The sequence below is a fragment of the Bradyrhizobium sp. GW821-FHT13H05 genome (assembly GCF_058804065.1).
Map to the genome: position 1 here is coordinate 150,088 of NZ_JBXAPO010000009.1, position 25,707 is coordinate 175,794.

The window sequence follows — 25,707 nt, forward strand, 5'->3', positions numbered from 1 at the left end:
AACAGGAGCAGGATGGCAGCAAGCGCCCGGATAGGGTGGCCTCTACCGCTCCTCAGTATCCATCACACCGCGTCTTGCGCGCAGGCAGCTTCGCACCCAGTCGCCACATTTCAGGAAGCCCACCTCAACGCATTCTTTCCAGACCGAAACGCGTTGCACTGTCGCGCGTTACGGATGGAGAAAGCTCATGGCACCAGCAGCCGAAAGGATGAAGCTGATGCGGCAGCGGCGGCGATCGCGGGGCTGCGTGAGCTGCGTCTCATCGTTGCCGATCCCCGCTCGCGGGCGGTGCGGAGACGGGTGGCGAGGCAGGTCGCCGGCCTCGACGTGAGGCGCGAGAGCGACGCGATCAATTGGATCGAATCGGTCTCCGAGTTTGACGCCGATGCGCCGCGGTGATCTGGTCACCGTTGCAGCGGGAGGAGACAATGGCAAGCCTCGTCCGGCCGACATCTCAATCTGGCAAGACCACGCTGTACTACGCGCTCGCGACAGGCAACCAGGCGCCGCTCTATGACGGCACCAAGTTCACGATGACGGAATTTGCGGAGATGTCCGTTGCAACAACGGACACGACCAAGAATCCCGCGGTGATCGGCGCCCGCAAGATCAACGACTGGCTCTTCTGGAACGACGCCGGCACCTTGCGGATACCGCAAGGTCCGGATTGGACCAACGACACGCTCGGCCGGGACGGCGCTTGTCAAGGTCAACGGGATCTGGCTCGACAACGCCGCCATCACCAACGGGCCGGCAGCGCAGCGTGGCACCTATGTTGGCACGACGCGCAGCGACACCAGCAGCCGACTCAACTTGGTGCTCGGCGCATCCGGGCAAGCGGCGAACCTCGCGGTCTGGAACGCCTACAACCGCACGGTTGTCGCGACCACATCGAGCGAAAACTCGGCATCCTGGTCCTATTCATCGGCAACCGTGCGCGCATAGAACGGCGGCTCCGCAGCGCGCATCCAATTCGTCGCGGGACTGGCAGAGGACTTCATCCCGGCGCTTGTGACGCAGGGCTTCAATCTGGCGGCTGGAGGCTGTTCGTTTGCACAGTTCGGAATGAAGATGGATGCCACCAATGCCTTTGACAAGCATGCTGATGCTGGCAGCATCACCGGATCGGCAGCGCAAATTTCAAGGGCTCGCGGTTCCGAGCATGTACGCGCCGCAGCTCGGATATCACTTCGTCTCAGTCTGCGAAGCCGGCGACGGAACCACCACCATTCACGGGCGGGAGCAAGCACGGCGTCTCGCTGACCCTTAGGATGTAACATTCAGACGGATACGAACGGCAAATTTTTGACAGCCTTCCACTGCAGGTCGTGTGCGACTCCCGAATAGGACTCCCGGAATGCATTCGGCCGCCAGGCAGCGACCGGATCCAGTCGCCCGCTTGCCGTGAAAAACGCATTCGCTCCTGCTTCCGAGACTGCGGCCAGGCCGTAACCGTGTCTGCCGCAAAGCGTTGCCAAGGCTGTCAGCGACGCGCCGTGATACCATCCGCGAGGGTGCTTGAGATGCCTGTCGAAAGCTGGATCGTACGGCACGGCGATCGGAGCTGTCCCGAAGGTCGAATTGTACTCGACGCAAATAACCGCCGGCTTGGTTTCGATCAGCCGCTCCAGGAACCAATAATCGTTGCCATCAACATCGATCGAGAGGACTCCAAGCGCGGGAAACGCGCTCTTGAGAAAATCGATGTTGTCCAGGTTCAAGAACCTCTGAACAGCGGCGACCCGGGAGGGAAGGAAGAATTTGGCATCAGCAACCTGACCGGCGTCGCCGTCGACTAGTAGGCCCTTCCAGTCGCTTCTCCGGGCGAGAGTGGCGCAATTGAACTCGGCGGGGTGAAAGCCGAATTCGATAAACGTCTTGGGGCAATCGATAGCCAAGTGCTCGATGATCGTCGTTTCGTCGGACTGCCCCTTGCTGCGAAGCATCCGCAGTCCGGTCCGCGCGCGCCGAACTAGCGCTAGATTCTTGATCGCGTCACGAATGTCAGCCAACCGGATGACCTTGGCGGGGCCGGAGGGGCCGTCGATCATCCGCGAATGAGACCTCAATCTAGCGGCGTCCGACTTTCCGAATAATTCGGCCATCTGGGTGCTCACCTATTTATTTCTGAATGTTTCTTAACGCATCGCAGCCCCGGCTGGCAACTTTCCGCAGGGCGGCCTGACGTTGCCGACATCTGCTCTGCACAGCTTCCTGACCACAATCCGGAGTGTTCCCCGCATGCCCGACCTGCATGGCATTTCGCGCGCCGCAGCGCGCCTGATCAGGAGTTAAGCAATATGGCAGTCATCACGGTTGCCCAGATCAAGGCGATTGCCGGACCTGGCGCGCGCAACGACCTCGTCAATGCCATCGTACGCGGGTGGCCGCAGGCCGTTGCGAAGGCCAAGGTCACGACCTCGCTGCGGGCATGTCACTTTCTCGCGCAGATCATGACCGAAACCGGTGGTCTGATTTAGCGGACTGGTGATTGAGGGCCAACCGCAACACACCGTGTCGGCATAGAATTTGGTGGCAAGATCACTCTCGTCGACCGGCTCCGCCGCACGCACCTTGTGCAGCCGAAAATCAACCACCGTGTCCGACGCCGAAAACGACGTCACAGTGCGGTTTTGCCGGTTGCGCAGCTCGGCCGCACGCATCGCATCGGCAATGCGCTCGTGCACAGACGGATCGAAGCGCGCCAAATTCTCAAAATCGACGCCCTGGATCGCCGGCGTCTGGCGCTCGATCGCGATGGTGACCGGCGCGCCGGCCGAAGCCGCCGGAAACGCGAGCGAGTAACCGTCACCGCGGCGGAAGCATCGAGCGAGGCCGAGAAGTGCAGGCCGAACGTCAGGTTGACCAGCAGCCCATTGCCGTCGAAATAGCCGACATGGACGTGCGTGGCATCCTGCGCCGAAAAGCCTGGCGAGAAGCTGGTCTCGGCCCCGGTGTAGAGGAATTCGGCATACTGGCTCCGGTTGCGACCATCATGGCAGGCAAGACAGGCCGGTGGCGCCAACCGCGGGGCTGTCAACCCACTTACCCACGGAAAAACGCGGGAGACGGCTAAGCAGGCCTCCCGTAGTGCGCGCGGCCATGGAGCCCCGCACGATCTTCCCGAATAGCCGAATTCAATTTGCCAACACGCTCAGAGGCGTCGCCGCGGTCTCCGTCGTGATGTACCACTACGCGATGTTCTGGATCTTCGGCTACTGCCCCCCGAGAATCTGGGGAAACTTACCGGACGTCACCCCCGTCAAGAACTCCTGGCTGCTCTTCCTGTACCAATTTCCCCCTCAGTTGCAGCCGTCTTACGTTCCCACCATCGACTGGGGTTCATTCGGCGTCGCCCTGTTCTTTCTGCTCAGCGAGTTCGTCATCGCCAATTCCGTGCAGAGCTATCGGCCAGAGCAGTTCTTGCTGAACCGCGCGCTGCGTATCTATCCGACCTACGCGGTCGGCTTCTTGATCGTTCTTTCGGCCCATGCACTCGCAGGCTGGATCTACGGCAGAGGCTTTCCATATCCCATCGGTCGAATGATCGCGCACAGGTTCTCGGGCATTCGATAGATGTTCAATGCGGCCTATATCGCCCCCATCATCTGGACGCTCGAGGTGGAGATCAAATTCTACCTCGTCGTGTTCGTCGCCATCTCGATACGCTAGGTCGGAGCGCGACTGGCCGCCGCCAAGCTTGGCACCGGTATTTTGGCATTCACGCTGCTCGCTTCTCTCGTGCTGCCGTCTTCTGCTGGCGTTGCGGCCCGGACGCTCCTTATCCGATGCCAAATTCGTCGGTTTCATCATCGGCGGAGCGGTCTTTTTCGAGTACTGGAACGGTGTATGCTCACGCATCTCCGTTTGTCTGCGCACCGGCGTCATCCTCGCCCTGTTCGCCCCGACATGGATCGTCGCCGATCAGCGGGGCATCTCGATCCAGCCGCTCGGTCGCATCTGGAGCTTCACAGCCGCCATCGCGATCTTTGTGCTCGCCATGCGATTTTACGAGCGGTTCGGATCTCGGTTCTGGCTGGCGGACTTCTACGCGAAGATCAGCTATCCGCTCTACGTGGTGCATCTTGCCACGAGGTACTTCGTCCCTTCGCTTCTACATGCGACGCCCCTTCCGATCGCGCTTGATATTGCCGTCGCGTTCGCCGCCAGCACGCTCGTCGCATGGGGCCTTCATCTGGCCGTCGAAGCCCCCACGATGAAGCTTGCGAAAACATACGCTCAGCGAGCGCGACCGAGCGCCCGCACGCCTGATGAAGCGCCAGACCAGGACTTGGTTCGCGCCGCCGGAGCGACCGCCGGTATCGGCTCCCCCTGATGTCAGTTGAGCGGACTGGTGATTGAGGGCCAACCGCAACACCTTTGTAATTGCGCCATCAGGATGGCATCATCGGGCGGCTGAGATGGCGAGCCCCACCGCGACTCGGTATCGATGCCCTCAAGCTTCAGAAAGCGCTCTGCACGCAGGCTGTTCCGTGCCTGCACGATGGCCAATTGTAGCCAAATCTTCCAGCTCGCCCAAATGTCAGAAGACTAAACCCTCCCCACCATCCATAGACTGCCCCCATGAAAAAAATCGGATTCCTGTCCTTCGGACATTGGACGCCCTCGCCGCAATCGCAGACCCGCTCGGCGAGCGACACGCTGCTGCAATCGATCGAGCTTGCGGTTGCAGCGGAACAGCTCGGCGCGGACGGCGCCTATTTCCGCGTGCATCACTTCGCGCGGCAGCTTGCCTCGCCCTTCCCGCTGCTGGCGGCCGTCGGCGCCAGGACCAGCACAATCGAGATCGGCACGGCCGTGATCGACATGCGCTACGAGAATCCGCTCTACATGGCGGAGGACGCCGGCTCCGCCGATCTCATCGCCGGCGGGCGGCTTCAGCTCGGCATCAGCCGCGGCTCGCCGGAGCAGGTGATCGACGGCTGGCGCTATTTTGGCTACCAGCCGGCCGAGGGCCAGAGCGATGCCGACATGGGCCGGCGCCATGCGGAGGTGTTTCTCGACATCCTGCGCGGCGAGGGTTTTGCGAAACCCAATCCGCAGCCGATGTTTCCGAATCCGCCGGGAATGCTGCGCCTGGAGCCTCATTCCGAAGGCCTGCGCGACAGGATCTGGTGGGGTGCCGGCTCGAACGCGACCGCGGTCTGGGCGGCGATGCACGGCATGAACTTGCAGAGCTCGACGCTGAAGAACGACGAGACCGGCGAGGCCTTTCACGTGCAGCAGGCCGCGCAGATCCGCAGCTTTCGCGCCGCGTGGAAGGAGGCCGGCCACACCCGCGAGCCCCGCGTGTCGGTCAGCCGCAGCATCTTCGCACTGATGGACGATCGCGACCGCGCTTATTTCGGTGGTGAACGCGGAGGCGAGGATCAGATCGGCTTCATCGATCCGCGGACGCGTGCGATCTTCGGGCGGAGTTATGCGGCCGAGCCGGGCGCGCTGATCGAGCAGCTGCGGCAGGACGAGGCGATCGCGGAGGCGGATACGTTGCTGCTGACGATCCCCAACCAGCTCGGTGTGGACTATTGCGCGCATGCGATCGAGGCGATCTTGAAGCACGTCGCGCCGGCGCTGGGCTGGCGGTGAGACGAGCCCACCCCCTCCCGGCGCAAGTCAAGCCCTCTCTTGCTGCCCCCTGATCTTCTCGAGCCAGGCCACCAGGCGCGGATGTCTGGCATATCGGCCTTCCAGGCTTGCCAGTTCCTGCTGAAACACTGGCAATGACAGCAGCCTTTCGATATCGGGCTCCCTGATCTTCCAGATCGCCGGCGGAAAGAAGCCATGCACCTTCAGCTCGTAGAGCTCGAAGATCGCGTGGATGATCTCGTGCACGGCCCGCCGCTCTTCCGCCGTGATCTCGATGTCGCCGGCAGCTCCTCGCTCGAGGAATGCCGCGACCGGAAGGTGGCGGCGCAGGTCGGAGACCCGGTCGGAATAGCGAAGAAAGATGTCCGCGCCCAGACGCCGGTTGTTGGTGTGGAGCGCCGCATAGATCGCGGCCATGCCAACGATGATCGATCCGAGCGTCATGAATCTGAGAATATGGTCGAGCACGCGTCTGTCTCCTTGCGCGGGGCATCGGAGCTGAAATGTAGACCACACCGAAATCTGATAAAATAGGTCGACACGAAGCTTAACGTGCTCCTCGATGTGCTTGAATAGGACAAGGCTCTCGCCCGAGGACGATACGAGGCACGCTGAGTCCGATCGCATCGATCCTGAGACCGTCTCATGGCCAAGAAAATGATCCGTCCGCTTCGCTCCGAGAGTGATTACGATGCCGCACTCGAAGAGATCGAGCGCTATTTCGAAAGCGAGCCAAAGCCGGGCACGCCGGAGGGCGATCGTTTCGATCTTCTCGCGCTTGTCATCGAAGATTATGAGCGTAAGCACTGGCCGATTGATCCGCCCGATGCGGTCGACGCGATTCGCTATCGCGTGGAAACCGGGCAACACACCCAAGCGGATCTCGGCCGCCTGCTCGGCTCGCGTCAGCGCGCCTCCGACGTCCTGACGCGCAAGCGTCCCCTCACGATGAAGATGGCCTGGCGGCTGCACCGCGAGTGGGGAATTCCCGCGGAAGCGCTGATCTCCCCGCCGCAGACCCGAGGACGAAGATCCGCGGCATAACCATTCACGGGCAAAAATCGGCCGCCTCTGGCATCAAGAGCCTGCGTCACCCGCGCGTGTCCGTCAGCCGCCGGCTGAGGCAGGACGAGGCGATCGCGGAGGCGGATACGTTGCTGCTGACGATCCCCAACCAACCGGGCATGGCTTATTTACGCACACGCGATCGAGGCTATTTCGACTCGCGTTGCGCCGGCGCTGGGCTGGCGGTGACTGCACTGTGGATCGCGCTCCTCCTTTCATGATCTGATCACGCGTTCCAACCTGCTCAGCTGCGACGCCGACGGCGATCTTGCGCCACCGACGCGTGACGGGCGGCCGCCCGCCATGCACCCTGTGCGGGAGCCGGCCGACTTGCTGCCATCTTTACGCTGCAGGCTGCCGGCCGGTATTCTTCTCAACTGATTCTCGACCGACGAAGGGGTGCGGATGCCGCGGCGGTCATCGGCGCGGTCACGTCTGGCGAGAGCAATCCTGGTGCCGAGGATGATGTCGGCGTCGTCGGGGGAGGACAATTTGCGAATACGCGAACGCGAACGCAAGTTCGGCTAGCGTCACTGGAAATGCATCACCACACCGCATTTCACGATCCCGTCCTGGTCGCGTTATCGATCCTGATCGCGGCACTCGCCTCCTATACCGCGCTGGATCTGGCGACCCGGATGCGGGCAGCGTCAGGCAGGGCCCGCCGATCCTGGCTCGTAGCCGCGGCGATTGCCATGGGCGGTGGCATCTGGTCGATGCATTTTGTCGGCATGCTGGCCTTCAACCTGCCCGGAATCGAGATCTCGTACGATCCATTCCTGACCCTGCTCTCGCTTGTCATTCCCATTGCCGTCGCGGCTGCCGCCTTTGCCGTCGTCGGACGGCGGCCGCAGGCCCTCCTCGCATCGGGCTTCGCGATGGGACTTGGTATCGCCGGTATGCACTATACCGGCATGGCAGCAATGCGAATGGCGGCCCTCATGGCGTACGATCCCCGGTGGGTTGTGCTCTCGATCGTGATCGCGATCAGCGCCTCGGTCGTGGCGCTCTGGCTCGCCTTCCGCAACACCAGCGCGCTCCAGCGGCTGTTCGCGGGATTCGTGATGGGCCTTGCGATCTCGGGCATGCACTACGCCGCGATGGAAGGCGCCATGTTCCTGCCGACGAGCCCCATGGCAGGGCAGGCAGGACGTCTCGGCGTCGGTCAGGCACCGCTCGGATTCCTGCTCGCCGGCATCACCATCGTGATCCTGAGCATCGGGATCGCCGCTGCCGTCTACGACAGGGCGTCCGCGGAGCGCGCCCAACGCGAGGCCAGCGCACTGAGGCGCAGCGAAGAACGCTTTCGGCTCCTGGTGGAGGGTATCGCCGACCACGCGATCTTCATGCTCGATCCGGATGGGCGCGTGGGCAACTGGAATCTCGGCGCGCACCGGCTGATGGGCTATCGCGACGACATCGTCGGAACGAGCTACACGATCTTTCATACCGAGGAAGATTGTGCGGCCGGGGCGCCCGCACGCGCGCTCATCGAGGCCGAGCGGGAAGGGAAGTCCGCCATCGAAGGCTGGCGTGTGCGCAAGGACGGCAGCCGATTCTGGGCGGAGGCAACCATCGTCGCGGTCCGGAACGAAAGCGGTGCGATCGCCGGCTTTGCCAAGATCGTGCGCGACGTCAGCGAAAAGAGACGGGCGCAGGAAGCACTGGACCGGGCGCGCGAAGCCCTGACGATGTCGCAGAAGATGGACACAATCGGCCAGCTCACCGGCGGCGTGGCCCACGATTTCAACAATTTGCTCGCGGCCGTTCTCGGCAGCCTCGAGCTCTTGAAGAAGCGCCTGCCGTCGGGCGATCCGAGGATCCAGCGCCTGGTGGACAATGCGATGCAAGGCGCGCAGCGGGGCGCCTCCCTGACCCAGCGGATGCTGGCTTTCGCGCGCAAGCAGGATCTCAGGCCGGCGGTCGTCGATGTCCGCGAGTTGGTGCATGGCATGGCGTCACTGCTGAAATTCGAGGCCGGAATTCGGGTCGAGACGTTGTTTCCGATGGACCTGCCGAAGGTAACGGTCGATGCGAACCAGCTCGAACTGGCGGTCCTCAACCTGGCGGTCAACGCGCGTGATGCGATGCCGGATGGTGGCCTGATTACCATCGCGGCACGCACGGAGCGGGACGATGGCGGCCCTCCGAGGAGCGGCTACGTCGCGCTCTCGGTGAGCGACACGGGCTGCGGCATGGACGATGAGACCCTCAAGCACGCCCAGGAGCCGTTCTTTACGACCAAGGGCGTCGGCAAAGGCACCGGGCTCGGTCTGTCAATGGTCCACGGACTTGCCGAGCAGTCCGGCGGCAGGCTCGTCTTGAAGAGCCGTCCCGGCGAGGGTACGACAGCAGACATCTGGCTGCCGATAGCCGAAGAGACCGCAGTGCCGGAGCTGCGCGCGGAAGCTCCCGCACCCGTACCTCGGGCCAGCCGGCAGCTTGCCGTGCTTGTCGTCGACGACGACCTCCTGGTGCTCGAGAATACGGCCGTGATGCTGGAGGATCTTGGGCACATCGTGCTCGAGGCGCGCTCGGGCGATGAGGCGCTGGCTTTGCTCCGCCGCACGCGCACCGTCGACCTGGTCGTGACCGACTATGCCATGCCCGGCATGACCGGATTGCAGCTTGCGAACGCCATCGCTGCGGAGCGCCCGGAGACGGTCATCCTCCTCAGCACGGGATACGCGGACCTCCCGAGCGACACGCGATCCAGCCTGCCGCGTCTGTCAAAGCCATTCGACCAGGCTGCGCTCGCGAAGGCCGTCGAGGCAGCGATGCAGGAAGAAGAGCCGACCGGATCCATCGTCGCGTTTCGGCCGAAGAGCGCGTGACTGACGAATGACAAGTGGCGCGCCGCGGCACGATTCGAATGTTCGACCGTTGGATTCGTCGCGCTCGATCCAGCTGCGCTGCGGGCGCGTGTTTTCGTAGACCGCGATGGTCCACCCTCACCCCGCCGTCACTCCTGCATCGATCAGCAGCAGCAGCCCACTCGATCCCAAGGTTGAAGCGAGAGGCCCCCTGTGGCATATTATGCCATAAGGCTCGAACAGCGAGGACGACGATGCCCACGCGAAACGTTGTGCTGACGAAACGCCAGCAGGAACTCATCGAAACCCTCGTCGAGTCCGGCCGCTACCAGAACGCCAGCGAGGTGCTACGGGATGGACTGCGCCTGGTGGAGCAACGCGAGGCCGAGGACGCCGGCAAGCTCAAGGCGTTGCGCGCCGCGGCGCGCCTCGGCATCGGGTCATTGGAGCAGGGCGAGTTCAAGGAATTCAGGACAATCGAAGACCTGCAAACCTATTTGACTGGTCTCTCGGAGAAGGTCATCTCCGGAACAGCCGAATAAAGCCGCATGGCCCGGCCACAATGGCGCGTCCGCCTCGGCGCTGCTGCGGAAGTCGATTTTGCGAATATTCTGAAATGGACCACTGAGAATTTCGGACCGCGACAAGCGCGCATCTATCGGGACACGCTGCTTCAAGCGATTGGCGAACTCGCCAACGGCCCTGAGGTTGCAGGCTCCCAAATCCGGGACGAGATCGCGCCGGGCCTTCGCACGCTCCACGTTGCACGACGCCGTCGGCGCGGAAGCCACTTCCTCATGTACCGCGTCGCGCCGGAGACCACGATCGAAATCGTGCGCATTCTCCACGACCGGATGGACTTTCAGCGCCACATTCCCACCGACGAGAGCGGCGCATAATCTCCCTGCAATGCTGAACGATGCCCCTCACCCCGCCTTCACGCTCGCATCGATCAGCAACTTCGCCGCCGCGAGCGCCGACTGCGCCGGGCCGTCCTCCGACTGCTGGCCGGTGACGTAGATGCCCTCGATCAGCAGCAGCAGTGCGTCGCCAAGCACGTTCGGCTGACGTGCGCCGATGTCGGCGGCGAGCTCGCGCAGGCGCTTGCGGAACACCTTCTTGTGGGCTTCGGCGACCTGGCGCGCCGGATTGTCGCGCGAGGGATATTCCACCGCGGCGTTGCTGAGGCCGCAGCCGCGATAGCCCTTGCGCACGGCGCGCGACGCCAGCTGGGCGATATAGGCGAGCACATGGTCGCGCGCATCGGCGTAGGATTTGCCGCCGGGGTGCTCGAAGTTCTCCCAGAAGCTCAAATCGTAATCGCGCAAATAGGCGGCGGCGAGATCGTCCTTGGAGGCGAAGCTGCGATAGAGGCTGGGCTTGGTCACGCCGGCCCGGTCCACGACCTCGTCGACGCCGACGGCGCGGATGCCCTCGCGGTAGAACAGCTCGCTGGCCGAGGCACGAATCCGGTCGGCGGCCCGGAGCGGCGGGTCCGCTGGCGTTTCGACTTTCTTCTTCATCGGCTTCGCTGCCTTCCAGATGGGCTTGACAATGTTACTGACCGGTACGTACTAATGCCGCATCGCAATACGTACCGGTAAGTAACATGCCCCCTTCCTCCGTTCAACCTGCCTCGGTTCAATCCATCACCGTCTCCAGGCGGCCGTTCGGCCCGAACTACGCCTTCGTCGTCATCGCGGTGATCTTCCTGGCGCTGCTCGCCGCGGCCGGCCTGCGCTCGACGCCGGGCGTGCTGATGCTGCCGCTGCAAAAGGCCTTCGGCTGGGACGTCAGCGTGATCTCGTCCTCGGCCGCGGTCGGCATCTTCCTCTATGGCCTCGCGGGCCCGTTCGCGGCGGCCGTGATGCAGCGCTTCGGCATCCGCCGCACGGTGCTGGGCGCGCTGGCGCTGATGTCGGCATCGACGGCTGCGAGCTATTTCATGACCGCGCCGTGGCAATTGTTCCTGACCTGGGGACTGCTCTCCGGCATCGGCTCGGGTGCGGTCGCCAACGTGCTCGGCGCCACCATCGTCAATCGCTGGTTCACCACCAATCGCGGCCTCGTCATGGGACTTTTGACCGCGAGCACCGCCACCGGCACGCTCATCTTCATGCCGGGCCTTGCAGCGCTGGTCGAATGGGGCGGCTGGAAGCCGGTGGTGCTGACGGTTGCCGCATGCTGCGCGGCTCTGATTCCGCTGGTGTACATGCTGGTGCCGGAGCGGCCCGCCTCGATCGGCCTGCGCTCCTATGGCAGCCCGCATGAGGACCAGCCGGCGCCGCCGGCGCAGGGCAATCCGTTCGTCGCGGCGATCAGCAACCTCGTGCGCGCGGCGAAGACGCCGACCTTCTGGTTCCTGTTCGCGACCTTCTTCATCTGCGGCTTCACCACCAACGGCCTCGTCGGCACCCATTTGATCGCGTTCTGCGGCGACCACGGCATCTTCGAAGTGCAGGCCGCAAGCCTGCTCGCATTGATGGGGTTCTTCGACCTGTTCGGCACCACGCTGTCGGGCTGGCTCACCGACCGTTTCGATCCACGCAAGCTCTTGTTCTTCTATTACGGCCTGCGCGGGCTCTCGTTGATCTATCTGCCCTACTCGGATTTCTCTTTTGTCAGCCTGTCGGTGTTCGCGGTGTTCTACGGGCTCGACTGGATCGCGACCGTGCCGCCGACCGTGCGCATCGCCAACGAGACGTTCGGCGACAGGAACGCGCCGCTGATCTTCGGCTGGGTCGTCGCCGGCCATCAGTTAGGCGCCGCCTGCGCCGCCTTTTTCGCCGGCTTCATGCGCTCGGCGCAGGGGGATTATCTGCAGGCCTTCATGATCGCGGGCGCAACCGGCATCGTCGCAGCCGTGCTGTCGCTGATGATCGGCCGGCGGCCGGTGCAGCCGGCGCTCGCCACGGCGTGACGGGTTACGCGGCTGATCCGAGGTGCCTCGGCACCTCGGGCTGCGCCCGTCAGGCCGCCCTGACTGAGTCCAGGAATTTGCCGACTTCGAGCTTGAGACGATTGCTGTCGCCGGACAGCGACCGCGCCGCGGACAGCACCTGCGAACAGGCGGTGCCGGTCTCGGAAGCGCCGCGCTGCACGTCGGTGATGTTGGCGGAGACCTGCTGGGTGCCGTGCGAGGCCTGCTGCACATTGCGGGAGATTTCGTGGGTCGCCGCGCCCTGCTCCTCCACCGCGGAAGCGATCGTCGATGAGATCTCGGACAGCTTTTCGATGGTTCTGCTGATGTCCTGGATCGCTCCGACCGATTCTTGCGTCGCGGTCTGAATGCCCGCGATCTGCTGGCCGATCTCGCCGGTGGCCTTCGCGGTCTGCTCGGCGAGCGCCTTCACTTCCGACGCCACGACCGCAAAACCGCGGCCGGCCTCGCCGGCCCGTGCCGCCTCGATGGTGGCGTTCAGCGCCAGCAGGTTGGTCTGGCCCGCGATCGTATTGATCAGCTCGACGACGTCCCCGATGCGGCCTGCCGCCTTCGACAGCTCACTGACCCGCTCGTTGGTGATGCGGGCCTGGCCGACCGCATCGGTGGCCATCCGGGCCGATTGCTGCACCTGGCGGCTGATCTCGGTGACGGATGACGCCATTTCCTCGGTGGCGGCGGCGACCGACTGCACATTCGTGGACGCTTCCCCGGACGCGGCGGCGACCATCGTGGTGAGCCCCTGTGCACGCTCGGCGGTCGAGCTCAGCGTCGAGGCGGAGGCCTCCAGCCTGGTCGCGGCCGACGACACGGTTTCGACGATCTTGCCCACGGCGGTTTCGAAGGTATCGGCGAGCTTGATCATGTCGGCCTTGCGCTGCCCCACGGCGCGCTTGTCCTGATCCGCCTTGGCGTCGGATTCATCCCGCGCCCTCTGTTCGGCATTCTCGCGGATCACGACGACCGTCTTGGCCACATCGCCGACCTCGTCGCCGCGCTTCGCGCCGGGAATTTCGATGTTCAACTCGCCGGCCGCCATCTTGCCGAGTGCGCCGCTCAGGCGGGTCAGCGGCCTTGAAACGCCGACAAAAGTGAAGATCACCGAGCCAATGAGCGACAGCATCATGATGATCGTCATGGCGAAACTCAGACGGTTGGCCTGGCCCAACTCGGCCGCGGCCTGCGCCTTGGCTGCCCCGGCGCCCTTTTCAGCGACGTCCACGGCCGCTCGCATCAACTCGAGGATCTGGTTCGCAACCGGCAACGCCTTGGCATCGACGAGCTGTTTCTTGTCCGCTTCCGCCCGAATCGCCTCGTGAGTGGCTGCGGAGAATTTCTTCACGATGGTCGCAAGCGAATCGATCGTGCCGAGAAGTGCCGCGTCGCTGACGATGCTCCTGGCACTGTCCAGCGTGTCGTCCAGTCCGCCGGTCCGATTGTCGATCACGTTCTTCTGGCTCTCGTCGCCGGTTGCGATCAATTGCCAGGTCGCCGAGCGAACCGAATTGAACATCGAATCGGCTTCGTTCAGCACCTTTTCGACGTCGGTTCGATTTGACGCGCGGATCAGCGCCGACGACAGCAGCAGGTCTTCAAACGTCTTGGTCCATTCGGCGGAGCGGTCGTTCCGCCTCTTGGTAATCTCGAATATCTTGAGCTGGGCCTTGCCGATGTCCGACGCCTGGTTGTTGTAGTCGGCGGCAAGGGACCTGATTTTCTGCAGCCGCTCCTTGTCGGGCGGATTGGCGACATTGCCGATCGCAACATCGAGTTCCCTGATCACGGCCGTAAAGGCGGCGTTGAGATCGCCGAGGCCCTTCTCGAGCTCCGGCGGATTCTTCGACTGCCTGATATCGCGCACCGCCAGCTCCATGCCCCGCAACGCAATGTTACCTTGAAGGGTATGATCGGCGATCGCCTGCTGCACGCTGGCGCGGTGCTGGGCTGAATTGATGGTCGTTTCCGAAACCATCTGGTTGGCGACCATGGCTCCCGACAGGAGCACGCCGAACAGGCCCACGGCGCCAAGTTTGTAACCGATACGATTGAGCTTGAGCATGTTGGCGGACTGTCCACATTCTGAATGACAGAAATGTTTGGGTGAGCGGACCAAACCCCGACGAGGCGCAATCAGGCGGCAGGAAGCTTAGTCGGTCGGCATTATTTTATGGTTAATTCGCCGTCCGTAGACTGACGGGTGAGAACGCCGGCTCGGCCCATCCGATACGTTGACAACGTCAAATCGAACACTGCACGTCTGGTGGCCTATCGCTCGTCGGCGCTGGGATTTGCGGTCATGCCCAACTACGCCGTCGATGGGCGCGTGATCGGCGGCAGCCAGGCCGCGGGGTTCGTGTCATGCGATCTGCCTCCGGGCCGTCACGAGGTCGCCGTCAACAATCTGCCACTGAGCAGCAATCTGTTCGGGCAAGGCAGCGAGAAGGTGAGTGTCGATCTGCGCGCCGGCAGCACGACCTACCTCTCCGCCCAGCCGCAGATGGGAATCGTGACGCCCGGCGCAATTACGCTGATCCAGGTCACGGAGGGCCAGGGCCGCGCCGACGTCGCCAGCCTGCATCAGAGCAGCGGCTCATGCGGCAAGGCGTGATTCCAGTCATCCCGCCGTCGAAGCGCGGATGCGACGCCTTGCTCTGAAAATCATCCTGCGCCTTGGTTGCTACGCCGTTTTTCCGGTGGTGACGCTGGCCTCGGTCACCGTCGGCAGGTGAATTGCGCGACATGCGTTCGAACGCCGGGCCTATCCTTGCGCGAGGCTTGCGCCGCGCAGGAAATGCGCGGCCGTCCAGCTTTCGACCATGACGAGAATCATGCATTTGTGACCAACAGGGCATCGAAACTCGATCGTGAATTGACCGGACATCGCGAGCACCGGGCCGCCAGCAAGAGCTCAATGACAGCCTGGAATGTGCAAGCGATCGATACGCCAGCCACGCTCTGTGAAGCGGGCCTTCAGCATTTCCGGGGCGGACGGCATCTCGACGCGCGCGTCTGCTGCGAGCAGGCCCTCGCGATCGATGCGGAGCACGCGGACGCCCAGCATCTCATGGGGCTACTGCTTCTCCACGCCGAACAATACAACGATGCCCTGGCGTGGATCGTCCGCGCGATCCAGCGCGCACCCAGGCCCGAATATCTTGCGAGCTTCGCAACGGCGCTACAGAAACACGGGCGCTTCGAGGAAGCACTGGGCGTCCTCGGCAAGGCGATACAGCTTCGACCAGACGATGCCGCGTTGTGGCAACAGCACGGCGACATTCTCGTTCAGCTTGCGCGCCTCGATCAGGCGCTGCTGAGCTTTCAACACGCGCTCAAGCTCGATCCCAACCATCACCATGCGCTTTACAAAAGCGGGACTGTCCTCCACAAGCTCGGGCGGAACGAGGAGGCGATCGCGCGTCTCGATCTCAGCGACAGGCTGTTCCCGAACCATGCCCCGACGCTGCAGGCCCGCGCATGGATTCTCTTCTGCCTGAAGAGGTTCGAGGAGTCCGCGACCGTAGGCAGGCGAGCGCACCAGCTCGACCCCGACAATGCCGACACCTGCAACAATCTGGGTCTTGCGCTGCGGCGGATTGGCAGGAATGACGAGGCGCTGGCGTGGTTCGACAAGGCCATCGCGCTTCGACCGCGCCTTGCGGATGCCTTCAACAACAGGCTGACCACGCTGTTCCAGCTGCATCGCTTCGACGAGGTCTTCGCGCTGTCCGATCGCATGAAGGCCCTCGGGCTGAGCAATATGGTGACCGAGTGGAATGTGGCTCTGGCTCATCTGCTGACGGGCAATTTCGAAGCCGGCTGGCTCGGGCACCACACAAGATTGAAACTGCCGTCGGCAAAATACGCGCAGCTTCCGCGACCGATGTGGCTCGGTGAAGAAAGCATTGAAGGAAAGACGATCCTTGTCGCTGCGGACGAGGGATTGGGCGACACCATTCACTTCGTCCGCTACGTCCCCTTGCTGGCGGAGCGCGGGGCGCGCGTTCTTCTCGCCGTTCAGGATCCGCTGCATCGCCTGATGTCAAATCTGAACGGTGTATCTCACTGCGCTCCGATGTCGGTCGCAGGCACGCTGCCGGCGTTCGATTTGCACTGCCCGATATCCAGCCTTCCGCTCGCCTTCAAAACCCGTCTCGACACGATCCCGTCGGAGCCGTATCTGCCCTCCCCGCCGGACGAGCGCATTCAGGCGTGGGACAATCGCCTTGGTCCTCGAACCAGGCTCCGGGTTGGGCTGGTCTGGTCCGGCGATCCCGGCCACGTCAACGATCACACGCGCTCGATTCCGCTGCGGACGCTTTGCCGGATCCTCGACGTCGATGCCACCTTCGTCAGCCTGCAGAAAGCCCCGCGCCCGGCTGATGCGGCGGTGCTGCGCGAGCGAAACGACATCGTCGACCTGACCGCTGATCTCACCGACTTCACCGAGACCGCCGCGTTGATCGCTTGTCTTGATCTCGTGATCAGTGTCGACACCAGCGTTGCCCATCTCGCCGGGGCGCTTGGCCGTCCAACCTGGATCCTGCTGCCATGGACGCCTGACTATCGCTGGCTGCTCGACCGCGCCGACAGCCCCTGGTACCCCAGCGTGCGGCTGTTCCGGCAGACCGAAACGCGTGAGTATGAGAGCGTGCTCGATCGCGTGCGGGACGAATTGCGCGTATGGACCATCCCATTCGGACCAGGCCCGCGTTGACGTTGAAACGCCGTCACTCCTTCAAGCCGCTGGCGGCCACGCCACGCACGAAATTTCGGCGCATCAACGAGAAGAACAGCGCGCTCGGGACCAGCGCCAGCGCGGCGGCCGCGCTGAGGCGACCGATATCCACGGTGAAACCGGTCTGAAACAAGGCGAGCCCAACCTCCAGCGTGTAGGTCTCCTTGTTGGTCATGACGACAAGCGGCCACGCAAACGCAGTCCAGGCCTGAAAGAACGCCAGCACGGCGAGAGCGCCCAACGGGCCGCGCATCAGCGGCAGCACGATCCTTAAGAAAATCCAGAGCTCCCCCGCACCATCGACCCGCGCAGCCTCCAGCAGCTCGTCGGGGATCGACGTCATCACATATTGCCGCACCAGGAAGATGCCGAAGCTCATGATGAGATAGCCGACCAGAAGCCCGGGCCAGGTGTTCAACAGTCCGGCCGACTGGACGTTGAGGTAGAGCGGGATCATGTAGACCTCGAACGGAACGACCGCCGTCGCGATGATGACGCCGAAGATGACCGGGATTCCCGGCAGATCGAACTTGCCGAGCACATAGCCTGCGATCGCCGACGTAGAGACGATGCTCGCGGTCGAGAGCATCGCGAAGATCAGCGAATTGCCGATCCAGCGAAACAGCGGGGTTTCACTGAGGACGCTGACAATGTTGTCCAGCGTCGGCTGGTGCGGGATCACGGTCGGCGGCCAGGCCAAGAGCTCCGGCGGCGTCTTGAACGCGTTGCTGATCAGGAAGACCAGCGGCAGCAGCATCATCAGGCTGACGACGCACAAAACGGCGTCGATCACGAAGCCGACGGCACCGCTCTGACCGACGACGGACGGATGCTCGCGTTCGTGCTCGCTCATGCGCGGCTCCGATCGCGGAACAGCCTGAACTGCGCGCCGGTCAGAATGAGGACGATGACGAGCAGCACGACGGCTTCGGCGGCGGCATAGCCGACCCGGTAATTGCGAAAGCTGTTTTCGAGCATGTCGAGGACGAGGACGCGGACGAGATGCCCCGGCGCGCCCTGCACATCGGACGCCAGCACGAAGGCCTGCGCATAGATGTTGTAGGACGAGATCAGCGTAATGACCGACACGTACAGCATGACAGGCTTCAACAGCGGCACGGCAATGTAGCGGAAGGCCTGAAGCGACGAGGCGCCGTCGAGGCGCGCGGCCTCGTAGAGCGCCTCCGGCACGTTCTTCAGTCCGACGAGGAAGATGAGGACGGCATAGCCGATCGCCTGCCAGGAGCAGAGAACGATCAGGCAGACCAGTGACAGAACCGGATCGAACAACCACGACTGCGCCGGAATTCCAACCAGGCCGATCAGGGCGTTGAGCGGCCCAAGCCGGGCGTCGAAAATCCATTTCCAGGCCATCGCCGCCGGAACCAGTGAGACGACGTGCGGCAGGAACACCGAGGCCTCATAGACGCCGCTGCGCCTCAGCCCCTGCCTGGTATTGATCAGGGCGGCGAGCGCGAGCGCGACGGGAATGGTGATCGCCACGACGCTGAAGGCGATGATGGTGGTGTTGAAGATCGCCTCGAGAAACAGCGGATCGCTCGCCAACTCGACGAAGTTGGCGAAGCCGACGAATGGCTTGCGCCGCGAGATGATATTCCATTGGAACAGGCTGAGCCGCAGCGTCTCGATGATCGGATAGACGCGGACACAGCCATAGAGGGCAAGGACCGGAAGCAGCGCCAGAACTGGAAACAGCCATTTCGGCGTGGTGCGCATGGATCCTCCGGCAGGCGCCGGTCAGCGACCGGCGCCTGGATTGAATGGGTCGCTCCTGTCGGAAGCTCTAGGGTTTGGCCAGCAGATCTTCCCGGGCGAGGATCTTGTCGCTTTCATCGGCCGCGGACTTCAGGAAAGCATCGATCGCGGCATCGTTGCCCGCCAGCGACTTGTCGGTGAAGGCCTTCTCCAGCCGCGCCGCAAGCCGGGTGAGGATTTCGCTGGCCGGACTGATCGCCGGGACCGTGAAGAAGACGTGGCCGGGCGGCGTGTTGACGAAGGCGTCGAGCTGCGGGATTTTCTTGATGACGGCGGAATAGTCGAGGCCCTTGCGGTTGGGGACCCAGGCGGTGTTCTCAAGCAGCCAGAGCAGATTTTCCGGCTCGTTGGCCTTCTGCACGAAATCCCAGGCGATCTGGCTCTTGGGTCCCTTGTTCGGCACGTAGAGATCGACCGGAACCATCAGCGTGCCCTTGGGCAATGGAGCCGTGGCGTATTTGAGGCTGGGCGCCTTCTTGGCGACGTCGCCGATCACCCAGGATTCCCGGATGAACATCGCGGTCTGGCCGAGCTCGAAGGCTTCGGCATCCGCCTTCATCTCGGGCGTCACGGTCCGGTAGACCACGGTGTTGTCGAGGTACTGCTTGAGCGCGCTGCGGCCGGCCGGGCTCGCATAGGCGGCGCGCCATTTTCCGCCCTTCTCCTCAAGCAGCGTCCCGCCGTGATTATAGAGAATGGTCCAGTACTTCTCCGCGATGCCCGAGCCGCCGCCGCTGAGACGCAGGCTCCATCCGCTCACCGTCGGCACGCCGGACGCGTCGCGCTGCGCGAGCTTCTGCGCATAGGCGGTGTAGTCGGCCATGGTCTTGGGCGGACCGTCGAGGCCGGCCTTGGCGAACATCTCGGTGTTGTAGAACAGCGCGCCCTGGCCCTGGAACAACGGCACACCGAAGATCTTGCCCTCGTACATGGCGGTCTTCACGCGCGTCATATCGTAATTGGCTTTGACGAAATCGGCGATCGACGCAGGCGGCTCCGGAATGAGGCCAGCCTCGAGATAGCGCGCCGCCTCGACCTCCATCTCGATGACGTCGCCGGCCGCGCCTGACGGCAGCGACAGCGCCAGCCGCTTCTCGTGCTCGCGGAGCGCAATCGCCTCGACGCTGATCTCGAGATCCGGATATTTGCTCTTCAGCTGGTCGCCGACGCGCTTGTAGAACGGCGCCAGATCAGGCCATCCGCTCCAGATGGTCAGCTTCTCCGCGGATGCGGGCGAAGCAAACGCCGGCACCGCGACGGCCAGCGCCAGCGACAGCGCTGCGGACATCAGGGAACGGCGGCCCGAATTCGCCGGGCGAATGCTGTCCTCGGGACGCGTGATGGAGCCGAACCTGCCGACGGGTTTCACCATGAGGGTCATTCTCGCAATACGGAATGGGACAAATCCTGCGAAAAAGCTCGCATGCAACCGGTTGCGTGTCAATTGCGATCCGTTGCCGCTTTCGAAGGCCATTGATGAAATCGTCAGCGGCCTCGCCGCTTCACCGGCGCCGGACCTGTGCTGGCGCGAACGACGAGATGGGAATTCAGCTTGTGGCGGATCTCGCCGGATACGCCGCCATTCATCTGGCTGAGCAGGAGACCGACCGCGACATCGCCGGCATCGGCGCAGCGCGCCGACACGGTGGTGAGCGGCGGATAGGTGGTCTCGCCGAGGACATCATCGCAGCCGACGACACTGAACGATTTCGGCACCTCGACGTCGAGCGCAGCGAGCCCAGCCAGCAGGCCTTGGGCAACGAGGTCGTCGAACGCGATCGCCGCGGTGACGCCGCTGGCGACGATCTGGGTCGCCGCCAGCCGGCCGGTGTCGTAGGACGGCGGACGCGCGGGAACGGCGATCACCTTGAGCCCGCGCTTCTCCGCCTCGCGCCGGACGGCGTTGCGCCGCTGCTGGTTGGACCACGATGTCGTCGGGCCGCTGACATAGGCGATGTGCCGGTGCCCGAGCTCGGCAAGATGCGCAATCGCAGCCGCCACCCCCGGCGCCGTGTCGATCAGGACCCGCGTAGTACCCTCGATATCGCGATTGATGAGCACCAGCGGCCGGCGCGTCGCATGGCGGCGGATATGCTCTTCGTCCAGACGGGACGAGGCGAGGACGAGCCCCTCCACCTGGCCGATGAAGCGGCCGACCAGCAATTCCTCACGCGCGGGATCCTCGTCCGAATTGCCGAGGAAAACGCACAGCCCCGCCTGGTCCGCACGTAATTGCGCCGCCCTGATCAGCGGCGGAAAGAACGGGTTCGCGACGTCAGAGACGATGAGGGCGACATTGCCGTGGCGTCCGGTCGAGAGGGCGCGGGCGACTTGGTTCGGCACATAGCCGAGCTTGCCGGCGACCTCCTTGACGCGCCGGACGGTCTCCTTGGTCAGCATCTCCGGCCGCGAGAAGGCACGCGATACGGTCGCGCGCGAAACCCCGGAGGCCTTCGCCACCTGGCTGATCGTCGGCACGACCGATCGACGTCCCTCCCCGCCGCTATCGGAATCGCGCTTCACCGCAGGCCGCCTTCTCTGCATCGCATTCACCTACACATGACGCGGACAGGCCCGGGGCGCAAGCTTGACATGCAACCGGTTGCATTACATTCTCTTCGCTGGGGTGACAGGCAGGCCCGGCGGACCTATGGATGAGCATGACGGCTTCGGCACCTCCCTCAATCGCGACATTTGAGACGCGGGATGCGATGGGCCGTGCGGCGGCTGCGGATGTCGGTGCGACGCTGCGTGACCGCCTGGCGCGGCAGAGCACGGTGCGGATGATCTTTGCCGCGGCGCCGAGCCAGGCGGAGATGCTGGATGCCCTTGCACGCGAGCGCGATATCGACTGGCGGCGCGTCACAGCCTTCCACATGGATGAATATATCGGGCTTCCTCCGGATGCACCGGAGCGCTTCGGCGCCTGGCTGACGCGTCACCTGTTCTCGCGCATTGCCTTCGGCACCGTTCACCTGATCGGGCAAGAACCGGATCCGGGCCGGGAGGCGGCGCGCTATGCGACCGTTCTCGCCGAAGCCCCGATCGACATCATCTGCCTCGGCATCGGCGTCAACGGTCACCTCGCCTTCAATGACCCGCCGGTTGCCGACCTGCACGACCCGGAAGAGGTCAAAATCGTCGAGCTCGACGCGGTCTGCCGGCAGCAGCAGGTCGACGATGGGTGCTTCCCGACGGTTGCGGACGTCCCGACGCACGCGATCACGCTGACAATTCCGCGGCTGCTGGACGCCGGCCAATTGTTTTGCGTGGTGCCCGGCGCCTCCAAGCGCGCCGCCGTCGAGCAATCGCTGTACGGTCCGATCGGCACGGCTTGCCCGGCGAGCGCGCTCCGCACGCATCCGCGCTGCGCGCTGTATCTCGACCAGGATTCCACGCCGCCGCGGCTCTCACTGCAGACACCGGTACGCGCATGACGGATCCGGCAACGCGCGTCTCGGGCCGCGATCCGGAGACCGGGCAGACTCGCACCATCGTCATCCGGGACGGCCGGATCTCGGACATCGTTCCCGGCGGGCACGATGACGGACTGTGGCTGTCGCTCGGCCTGTTCGATCTGCAATTGAACGGTTTTGCCGGCCACGATCTCAATGCCCGCCCTGATCTCCAGACGGTCCGCGATCTCGTCACGGCCGTCCACAACAGCGGCGTGTCGCGGTTTGCCCCGACGCTGATCACGGCCTCGCACGACGCGATCATCGCGGCGTTGCAGGCCATTGCGCAGGCGCGGGACAGCGACCCGTTTCTCAAGCACGCGATGCCCTTCGTGCATGTCGAAGGACCGCATATCGCGCCGGAGGACGGTCCACGCGGCGCGCATCCGGCCGAGCATGTCAGACCGCCGAACCTCGACGAGTTCGACGCGTGGCAAGCCGCGAGCGGCAACCTCGTCGGCCTCGTGACATTGTCGCCGCATTGGCCGGAAACAGAGACGTATGTGCGCGGCCTTCATACCCGCGGTGCTCGTGTTGCCATCGGCCATACCAGCGCGACGCCGGATCGGATTTCTGCGGCCGTCGCAGCGGGCGCAACGTTATCGACGCACCTTGGCAACGGCATCGCAGCCACGCTGCCGCGACATCCCAATCCGATCTGGTCGCAACTGGCCGAGGACAGGCTGTGGGCGAGCTTCATCGCGGATGGCCATCACCTTCCTCCTGAAGCCTTCAGGGCGATGCTGCGCGCAAAGGGGCTGGAGCGGTCGATCCTGGTGTCGGACGCCGCCGCGCTCGCGGGGTGCACGCCTGGACTCTATGACGCTCCGATCGGCGGCAAGGTCGAGCTGAAGGCGAACGGCCGGCTGGAGGTCGTCGGCACGTCCTTCCTGGCCGGCGCGGCCGTCAGCCTCGCATTCGGGATAGAAACGGCCAGACGCATGGCCGGACTGTCCCTGGCCGAGGCGCTGAGGCTGGCAACAATCAATCCGCGCATCCCGTTCAACCTTCCTGCCCTGACGGTCGGGGCGCCCGCTGATCTCTTGCGCTTCCGTCTCGGCGAGGACGGGGCGCTCGTGCCCGAGACGGTCTATGTCGCGGGCCGGCCTTATCCGCTCAACCCCAGAGGACTGAGACATGAACCGGCTTCGCATCGGATTGATCGGTCCAGGGGCAATCGGTGAAACGCACGCGCGGGCGATACGGGCGCTCGACGAGACCGTCTTGTCCGCGATCGCCGGCGGCACGCCCGAGCAGATTGCAGCGTGCATGAATGGCAAAACTGTTCCGACATTCGCAACGGCCGACGCAATGCTGGCAGATGACGGGATCGACGCGGTCGTGGTCTGCACCCCCAGCGGCGCACATCATGACGTGGCCTTGGCTGCGATCGAGGCCGGACGGCACGTGCTCGTCGAGAAGCCGCTCTGCGTCGATCCAGCCGAGGCTGCATCCCTGGTCCGCGCTGCCGAGCGCTCGCAGCTGACCTGCGGCGTGGTTTCGCAGCGCCGTCTCGAACCGCAACACCAGGCGATCAAGGCTCTGCTCGACGCCGGTCATCTCGGACAGCCGCGCCTGATCGAGGCGGCGCTCCATTGGTATCGCTCCGACGCCTATTACGCGGAGAAGCCGTGGCGCAGCGAAGCGGAGCATGGCGGCGGCTCGCTGTTCAATCAGGGCGTTCACAATCTCGATCTGATGCTCTGGCTGTTCGGAGCGGTGAAGAGTGTTCAGGGCAAAACGGCAACGCTCGGGCACACCCACGCGGTCGAGGACACGACTGCAGCGCTGCTCTCCTTTGCGTCCGGCACGCTCGGCGTCATCGTGACCAGCACGGCGCTGCCGCCGGGACGGCCGGCCATGCTTCGGCTGTTCACGGACCGTGGCAGTTGCGAACTCGCCAACGACAACATCGTCCGCTGGGATTTTCCCGGCATTGCGGAGCCGCCGAGCGCGGCCGGGGTTGGAAGTGCTGCCAACGACCCCAAGGCGATCGGGATCGCTGGACATATCGCGCAGTGGCGCGACTTCGCTCAAGCCGTCCGGGAGCGACGGCCGCCCGCGAGTTCGTTCAGGGATGGATTCGAAGCCGCGAGACTGGTTGACGCCATCTATCGCTCGGCCGCGGAAGGTCGTGCCATCAGCCCCAACGAGATCGCACCTGAGGTCATTCATGCCGGCTGACAGCTCCGCGACGCTCGACATCGCCATCATTGGCGCGGCCCACCCGCATGTCGAATATGTGCTGTCAGAGATTGCGGTCAGAACCGACGTCAGGGTCGTGGCCGTTACCGATCATGACGGGCCAAGACGCGCCGAGCTCGAACGACGTACGAGCGCGCCCGGCTATGGCGACGTGAATGCGCTTCTGGATGCGCATCCAATTCGGGCCGCAGCAATCTTCACCGAATTCGGCCTTCGCGCTCCGATCGTCGTCGAGCTTTTGCGCCGCGGCATCTTCGCGATCGCCGATAAGCCGATGGCGGTGACCCTGCCCCAGCTCGCAACGATCGAGGAGGCGCTCGCCGGACGCAATTTGCTGACGCTTCTGCTGGAGAAACGTTTTTATCCTGTCACACTCGCGCTCCGCGCGATCATCGACAGCGGCGAGCTTGGAGACGTCGTATCCATCAGCGCGACGGGTCCGCACAAGCTCATCCCCAGCCGTCGTCCTGCATGGATGTTCGAGCCGGCGACTTATGGCGGCATCCTCGCCGACCTGACAGTCCACGACATCGATCTCGCGCTTTGGCTGACGGGATACGACAGCGGCACGGTCAGCGGCTGGGTCTCGCCGATTCCGGCGGCAGGCACGACGGACTTTCCCGCGCTCGGACGCGCCATCCTGGCCTGCGACGGCGGCCCGCAATTTTCGATCGAAGTCGACTGGATCCAGCCGGAAGCATCGCCACGGCATGGCGACTATGCCATGCGGATCTCCGGAACGAAGGGACGCGCCGACGTTCTGTTTGCGGAAAATCGATTGCTGGTCGAGACGGCGACGAAACCCCGGCGCGAAATCGACCTGCCCGCGGGCAGCTCACCTGCGGCCTTCGTCTTCGATCATTTCGTCCGCGGCGAGACCTTGCAAATTCCGGCAACCGACGCCCTGCGCGCCACGCGCATCGCGATCCTCGCGCAGGAGAGCGCAGCCGGTGGCGGCCGACCCCTGCGATGGGGCTGAGCTTGCTCGCGATGGCCGGCTGATCTGTTCCAGAATAAAACCACAGATCTCGATCCAGCTTGGGCTGTCACGCGCGCCGCTGATGGTCGCGCATACTCAACGTTCTGGGGCTTCCCGATCGTAGGCGCCTC

25 protein-coding genes and 1 pseudogene are annotated in these 25,707 nt (G+C 64.0%); 17 read left to right on the forward strand and 9 right to left on the reverse strand.

Features of this window, described 5'->3' with window-relative positions; translation table 11 throughout:
* Positions 1 to 174 precede the first annotated feature (174 nt).
* Positions 175 to 399 (forward strand): antitoxin MazE-like protein, encoded by a 225-nt coding sequence (locus AC1RR3_RS25610; protein ID WP_492825869.1) that lies wholly within the window; start codon positions 175 to 177, stop codon positions 397 to 399.
* Between the two features lie 29 nt (positions 400 to 428).
* Complete coding sequence (locus AC1RR3_RS25615; protein WP_492825870.1) at positions 429 to 1,094, forward strand: hypothetical protein; 666 nt, start codon at positions 429 to 431, stop codon at positions 1,092 to 1,094.
* A gap of 186 nt (positions 1,095 to 1,280) precedes the next feature.
* On the opposite strand, the gene AC1RR3_RS25620 is transcribed toward AC1RR3_RS25615, so the two are convergent.
* Both AC1RR3_RS25620 and AC1RR3_RS25625 read right to left on the reverse strand, forming a co-directional pair.
* Positions 1,281 to 2,105, reverse strand: a complete 825-nt coding sequence (locus AC1RR3_RS25620) for a hypothetical protein (RefSeq protein ID WP_492825871.1) — start codon at positions 2,103 to 2,105, stop codon at positions 1,281 to 1,283.
* 186 nt (positions 2,106 to 2,291) lie between these two features.
* Positions 2,292 to 2,708 carry a hypothetical protein gene (locus tag AC1RR3_RS25625; protein ID WP_492825872.1) on the reverse strand — a complete coding sequence of 139 codons (417 nt, stop codon included), beginning with the start codon at positions 2,706 to 2,708 and terminating at the stop codon, positions 2,292 to 2,294.
* A gap of 394 nt (positions 2,709 to 3,102) precedes the next feature.
* On the opposite strand from AC1RR3_RS25625, the gene AC1RR3_RS25630 reads away from it, so the two are divergent.
* From AC1RR3_RS25630 to AC1RR3_RS25640, 3 genes are all read left to right on the forward strand, one after another.
* Positions 3,103 to 3,576 (forward strand): acyltransferase family protein, encoded by a 474-nt coding sequence (locus tag AC1RR3_RS25630; RefSeq protein WP_492825873.1) that lies wholly within the window; start codon positions 3,103 to 3,105, stop codon positions 3,574 to 3,576.
* A gap of 124 nt (positions 3,577 to 3,700) precedes the next feature.
* A complete protein-coding gene (locus AC1RR3_RS25635; RefSeq protein ID WP_492825874.1) occupies positions 3,701 to 4,336 on the forward strand; it encodes a hypothetical protein in 636 nt (211 codons plus the stop codon).
* 248 nt (positions 4,337 to 4,584) lie between these two features.
* Positions 4,585 to 5,607 (forward strand): LLM class flavin-dependent oxidoreductase, encoded by a 1,023-nt coding sequence (locus tag AC1RR3_RS25640; RefSeq protein WP_492825875.1) that lies wholly within the window; start codon positions 4,585 to 4,587, stop codon positions 5,605 to 5,607.
* 27 nt (positions 5,608 to 5,634) lie between these two features.
* On the opposite strand, the gene AC1RR3_RS25645 is transcribed toward AC1RR3_RS25640, so the two are convergent.
* Positions 5,635 to 6,075, reverse strand: a complete 441-nt coding sequence (locus AC1RR3_RS25645; protein WP_492825876.1) for a hypothetical protein — start codon at positions 6,073 to 6,075, stop codon at positions 5,635 to 5,637.
* Positions 6,076 to 6,252: 177 nt separating this feature from the next.
* Between AC1RR3_RS25645 and AC1RR3_RS25650 the strand changes: the two genes are divergently transcribed.
* The 5 genes and pseudogenes from AC1RR3_RS25650 (at position 6,253) to AC1RR3_RS25670 (ending at position 10,384) form a co-directional block, all read left to right on the forward strand.
* Entirely contained in the window at positions 6,253 to 6,651 is a 399-nt protein-coding gene (locus AC1RR3_RS25650; RefSeq protein ID WP_492825877.1) for a helix-turn-helix domain-containing protein, read from the forward strand.
* Positions 6,652 to 6,725: 74 nt separating this feature from the next.
* Positions 6,726 to 6,861, forward strand: a pseudogene (locus AC1RR3_RS25655) (LLM class flavin-dependent oxidoreductase); the annotation flags it as partial.
* Between the two features lie 350 nt (positions 6,862 to 7,211).
* Positions 7,212 to 9,506: an MHYT domain-containing protein gene (locus tag AC1RR3_RS25660; protein ID WP_492825878.1), complete on the forward strand. Its 2,295-nt coding sequence runs from the start codon at positions 7,212 to 7,214 to the stop codon at positions 9,504 to 9,506.
* Between the two features lie 233 nt (positions 9,507 to 9,739).
* Positions 9,740 to 10,027 (forward strand): type II toxin-antitoxin system ParD family antitoxin, encoded by a 288-nt coding sequence (locus AC1RR3_RS25665; RefSeq protein ID WP_492825879.1) that lies wholly within the window; start codon positions 9,740 to 9,742, stop codon positions 10,025 to 10,027.
* A 6-nt stretch (positions 10,028 to 10,033) separates the two neighbouring features.
* Positions 10,034 to 10,384 carry a type II toxin-antitoxin system RelE/ParE family toxin gene (locus tag AC1RR3_RS25670; RefSeq protein WP_492825880.1) on the forward strand — a complete coding sequence of 117 codons (351 nt, stop codon included), beginning with the start codon at positions 10,034 to 10,036 and terminating at the stop codon, positions 10,382 to 10,384.
* A 27-nt stretch (positions 10,385 to 10,411) separates the two neighbouring features.
* On the opposite strand, the gene AC1RR3_RS25675 is transcribed toward AC1RR3_RS25670, so the two are convergent.
* Positions 10,412 to 11,008: a TetR/AcrR family transcriptional regulator gene (locus tag AC1RR3_RS25675; RefSeq protein ID WP_492825881.1), complete on the reverse strand. Its 597-nt coding sequence runs from the start codon at positions 11,006 to 11,008 to the stop codon at positions 10,412 to 10,414.
* An 86-nt stretch (positions 11,009 to 11,094) separates the two neighbouring features.
* Between AC1RR3_RS25675 and AC1RR3_RS25680 the strand changes: the two genes are divergently transcribed.
* Complete coding sequence (locus tag AC1RR3_RS25680; RefSeq protein ID WP_492825882.1) at positions 11,095 to 12,405, forward strand: MFS transporter; 1,311 nt, start codon at positions 11,095 to 11,097, stop codon at positions 12,403 to 12,405.
* 49 nt (positions 12,406 to 12,454) lie between these two features.
* Here the strand turns inward: AC1RR3_RS25680 and AC1RR3_RS25685 are convergent, their stop codons facing one another.
* A complete protein-coding gene (locus AC1RR3_RS25685) occupies positions 12,455 to 14,485 on the reverse strand; it encodes a methyl-accepting chemotaxis protein (RefSeq protein ID WP_492825883.1) in 2,031 nt (676 codons plus the stop codon).
* Positions 14,486 to 14,623: 138 nt separating this feature from the next.
* Here AC1RR3_RS25685 and AC1RR3_RS25690 point away from each other — a divergent pair, with 138 nt between their 5' ends.
* Entirely contained in the window at positions 14,624 to 15,034 is a 411-nt protein-coding gene (locus tag AC1RR3_RS25690) for a DUF2846 domain-containing protein (RefSeq protein ID WP_492825884.1), read from the forward strand.
* A gap of 156 nt (positions 15,035 to 15,190) precedes the next feature.
* The gene (locus AC1RR3_RS25695; RefSeq protein ID WP_492825885.1) at positions 15,191 to 17,140 is read left to right on the forward strand and encodes a tetratricopeptide repeat protein; all 1,950 of its coding nucleotides are present in this window, start codon (positions 15,191 to 15,193) and stop codon (positions 17,138 to 17,140) included.
* Between the two features lie 13 nt (positions 17,141 to 17,153).
* Here AC1RR3_RS25695 and AC1RR3_RS25700 read toward each other — a convergent pair whose 3' ends face one another.
* The 4 genes from AC1RR3_RS25700 to AC1RR3_RS25715 all read right to left on the reverse strand — a co-directional run bounded on the left by AC1RR3_RS25700 (position 17,154) and on the right by AC1RR3_RS25715 (position 21,460).
* Positions 17,154 to 18,014 (reverse strand): carbohydrate ABC transporter permease, encoded by an 861-nt coding sequence (locus tag AC1RR3_RS25700; protein ID WP_492825886.1) that lies wholly within the window; start codon positions 18,012 to 18,014, stop codon positions 17,154 to 17,156.
* On the reverse strand, positions 18,011 to 18,898 hold the full coding sequence (locus AC1RR3_RS25705) for a carbohydrate ABC transporter permease (protein ID WP_492825887.1): 888 nt from the start codon (positions 18,896 to 18,898) through the stop codon (positions 18,011 to 18,013). Before AC1RR3_RS25705 ends, AC1RR3_RS25700 begins: the two co-directional genes overlap by 4 nt.
* A 67-nt stretch (positions 18,899 to 18,965) precedes the next feature.
* Complete coding sequence (locus AC1RR3_RS25710; protein ID WP_492825888.1) at positions 18,966 to 20,309, reverse strand: ABC transporter substrate-binding protein; 1,344 nt, start codon at positions 20,307 to 20,309, stop codon at positions 18,966 to 18,968.
* Between the two features lie 113 nt (positions 20,310 to 20,422).
* Positions 20,423 to 21,460: a LacI family DNA-binding transcriptional regulator gene (locus AC1RR3_RS25715; RefSeq protein ID WP_492826059.1), complete on the reverse strand. Its 1,038-nt coding sequence runs from the start codon at positions 21,458 to 21,460 to the stop codon at positions 20,423 to 20,425.
* 131 nt (positions 21,461 to 21,591) lie between these two features.
* Here AC1RR3_RS25715 and AC1RR3_RS25720 point away from each other — a divergent pair, with 131 nt between their 5' ends.
* The 4 genes from AC1RR3_RS25720 to AC1RR3_RS25735 are packed head-to-tail and all read left to right on the forward strand — an operon-like array spanning position 21,592 to position 25,576.
* Positions 21,592 to 22,374 carry a glucosamine-6-phosphate deaminase gene (locus tag AC1RR3_RS25720; RefSeq protein WP_492825889.1) on the forward strand — a complete coding sequence of 261 codons (783 nt, stop codon included), beginning with the start codon at positions 21,592 to 21,594 and terminating at the stop codon, positions 22,372 to 22,374.
* On the forward strand, positions 22,371 to 23,576 hold the full coding sequence (locus tag AC1RR3_RS25725; RefSeq protein WP_492825890.1) for an N-acetylglucosamine-6-phosphate deacetylase: 1,206 nt from the start codon (positions 22,371 to 22,373) through the stop codon (positions 23,574 to 23,576). The genes AC1RR3_RS25720 and AC1RR3_RS25725 overlap by 4 nt, the downstream gene beginning before the upstream one ends.
* A complete protein-coding gene (locus tag AC1RR3_RS25730; protein ID WP_492825891.1) occupies positions 23,530 to 24,576 on the forward strand; it encodes a Gfo/Idh/MocA family protein in 1,047 nt (348 codons plus the stop codon). The genes AC1RR3_RS25725 and AC1RR3_RS25730 overlap by 47 nt, the downstream gene beginning before the upstream one ends.
* The gene (locus AC1RR3_RS25735) at positions 24,566 to 25,576 is read left to right on the forward strand and encodes a Gfo/Idh/MocA family protein (protein ID WP_492825892.1); all 1,011 of its coding nucleotides are present in this window, start codon (positions 24,566 to 24,568) and stop codon (positions 25,574 to 25,576) included. Before AC1RR3_RS25730 ends, AC1RR3_RS25735 begins: the two co-directional genes overlap by 11 nt.
* Positions 25,577 to 25,707 lie beyond the last annotated feature (131 nt).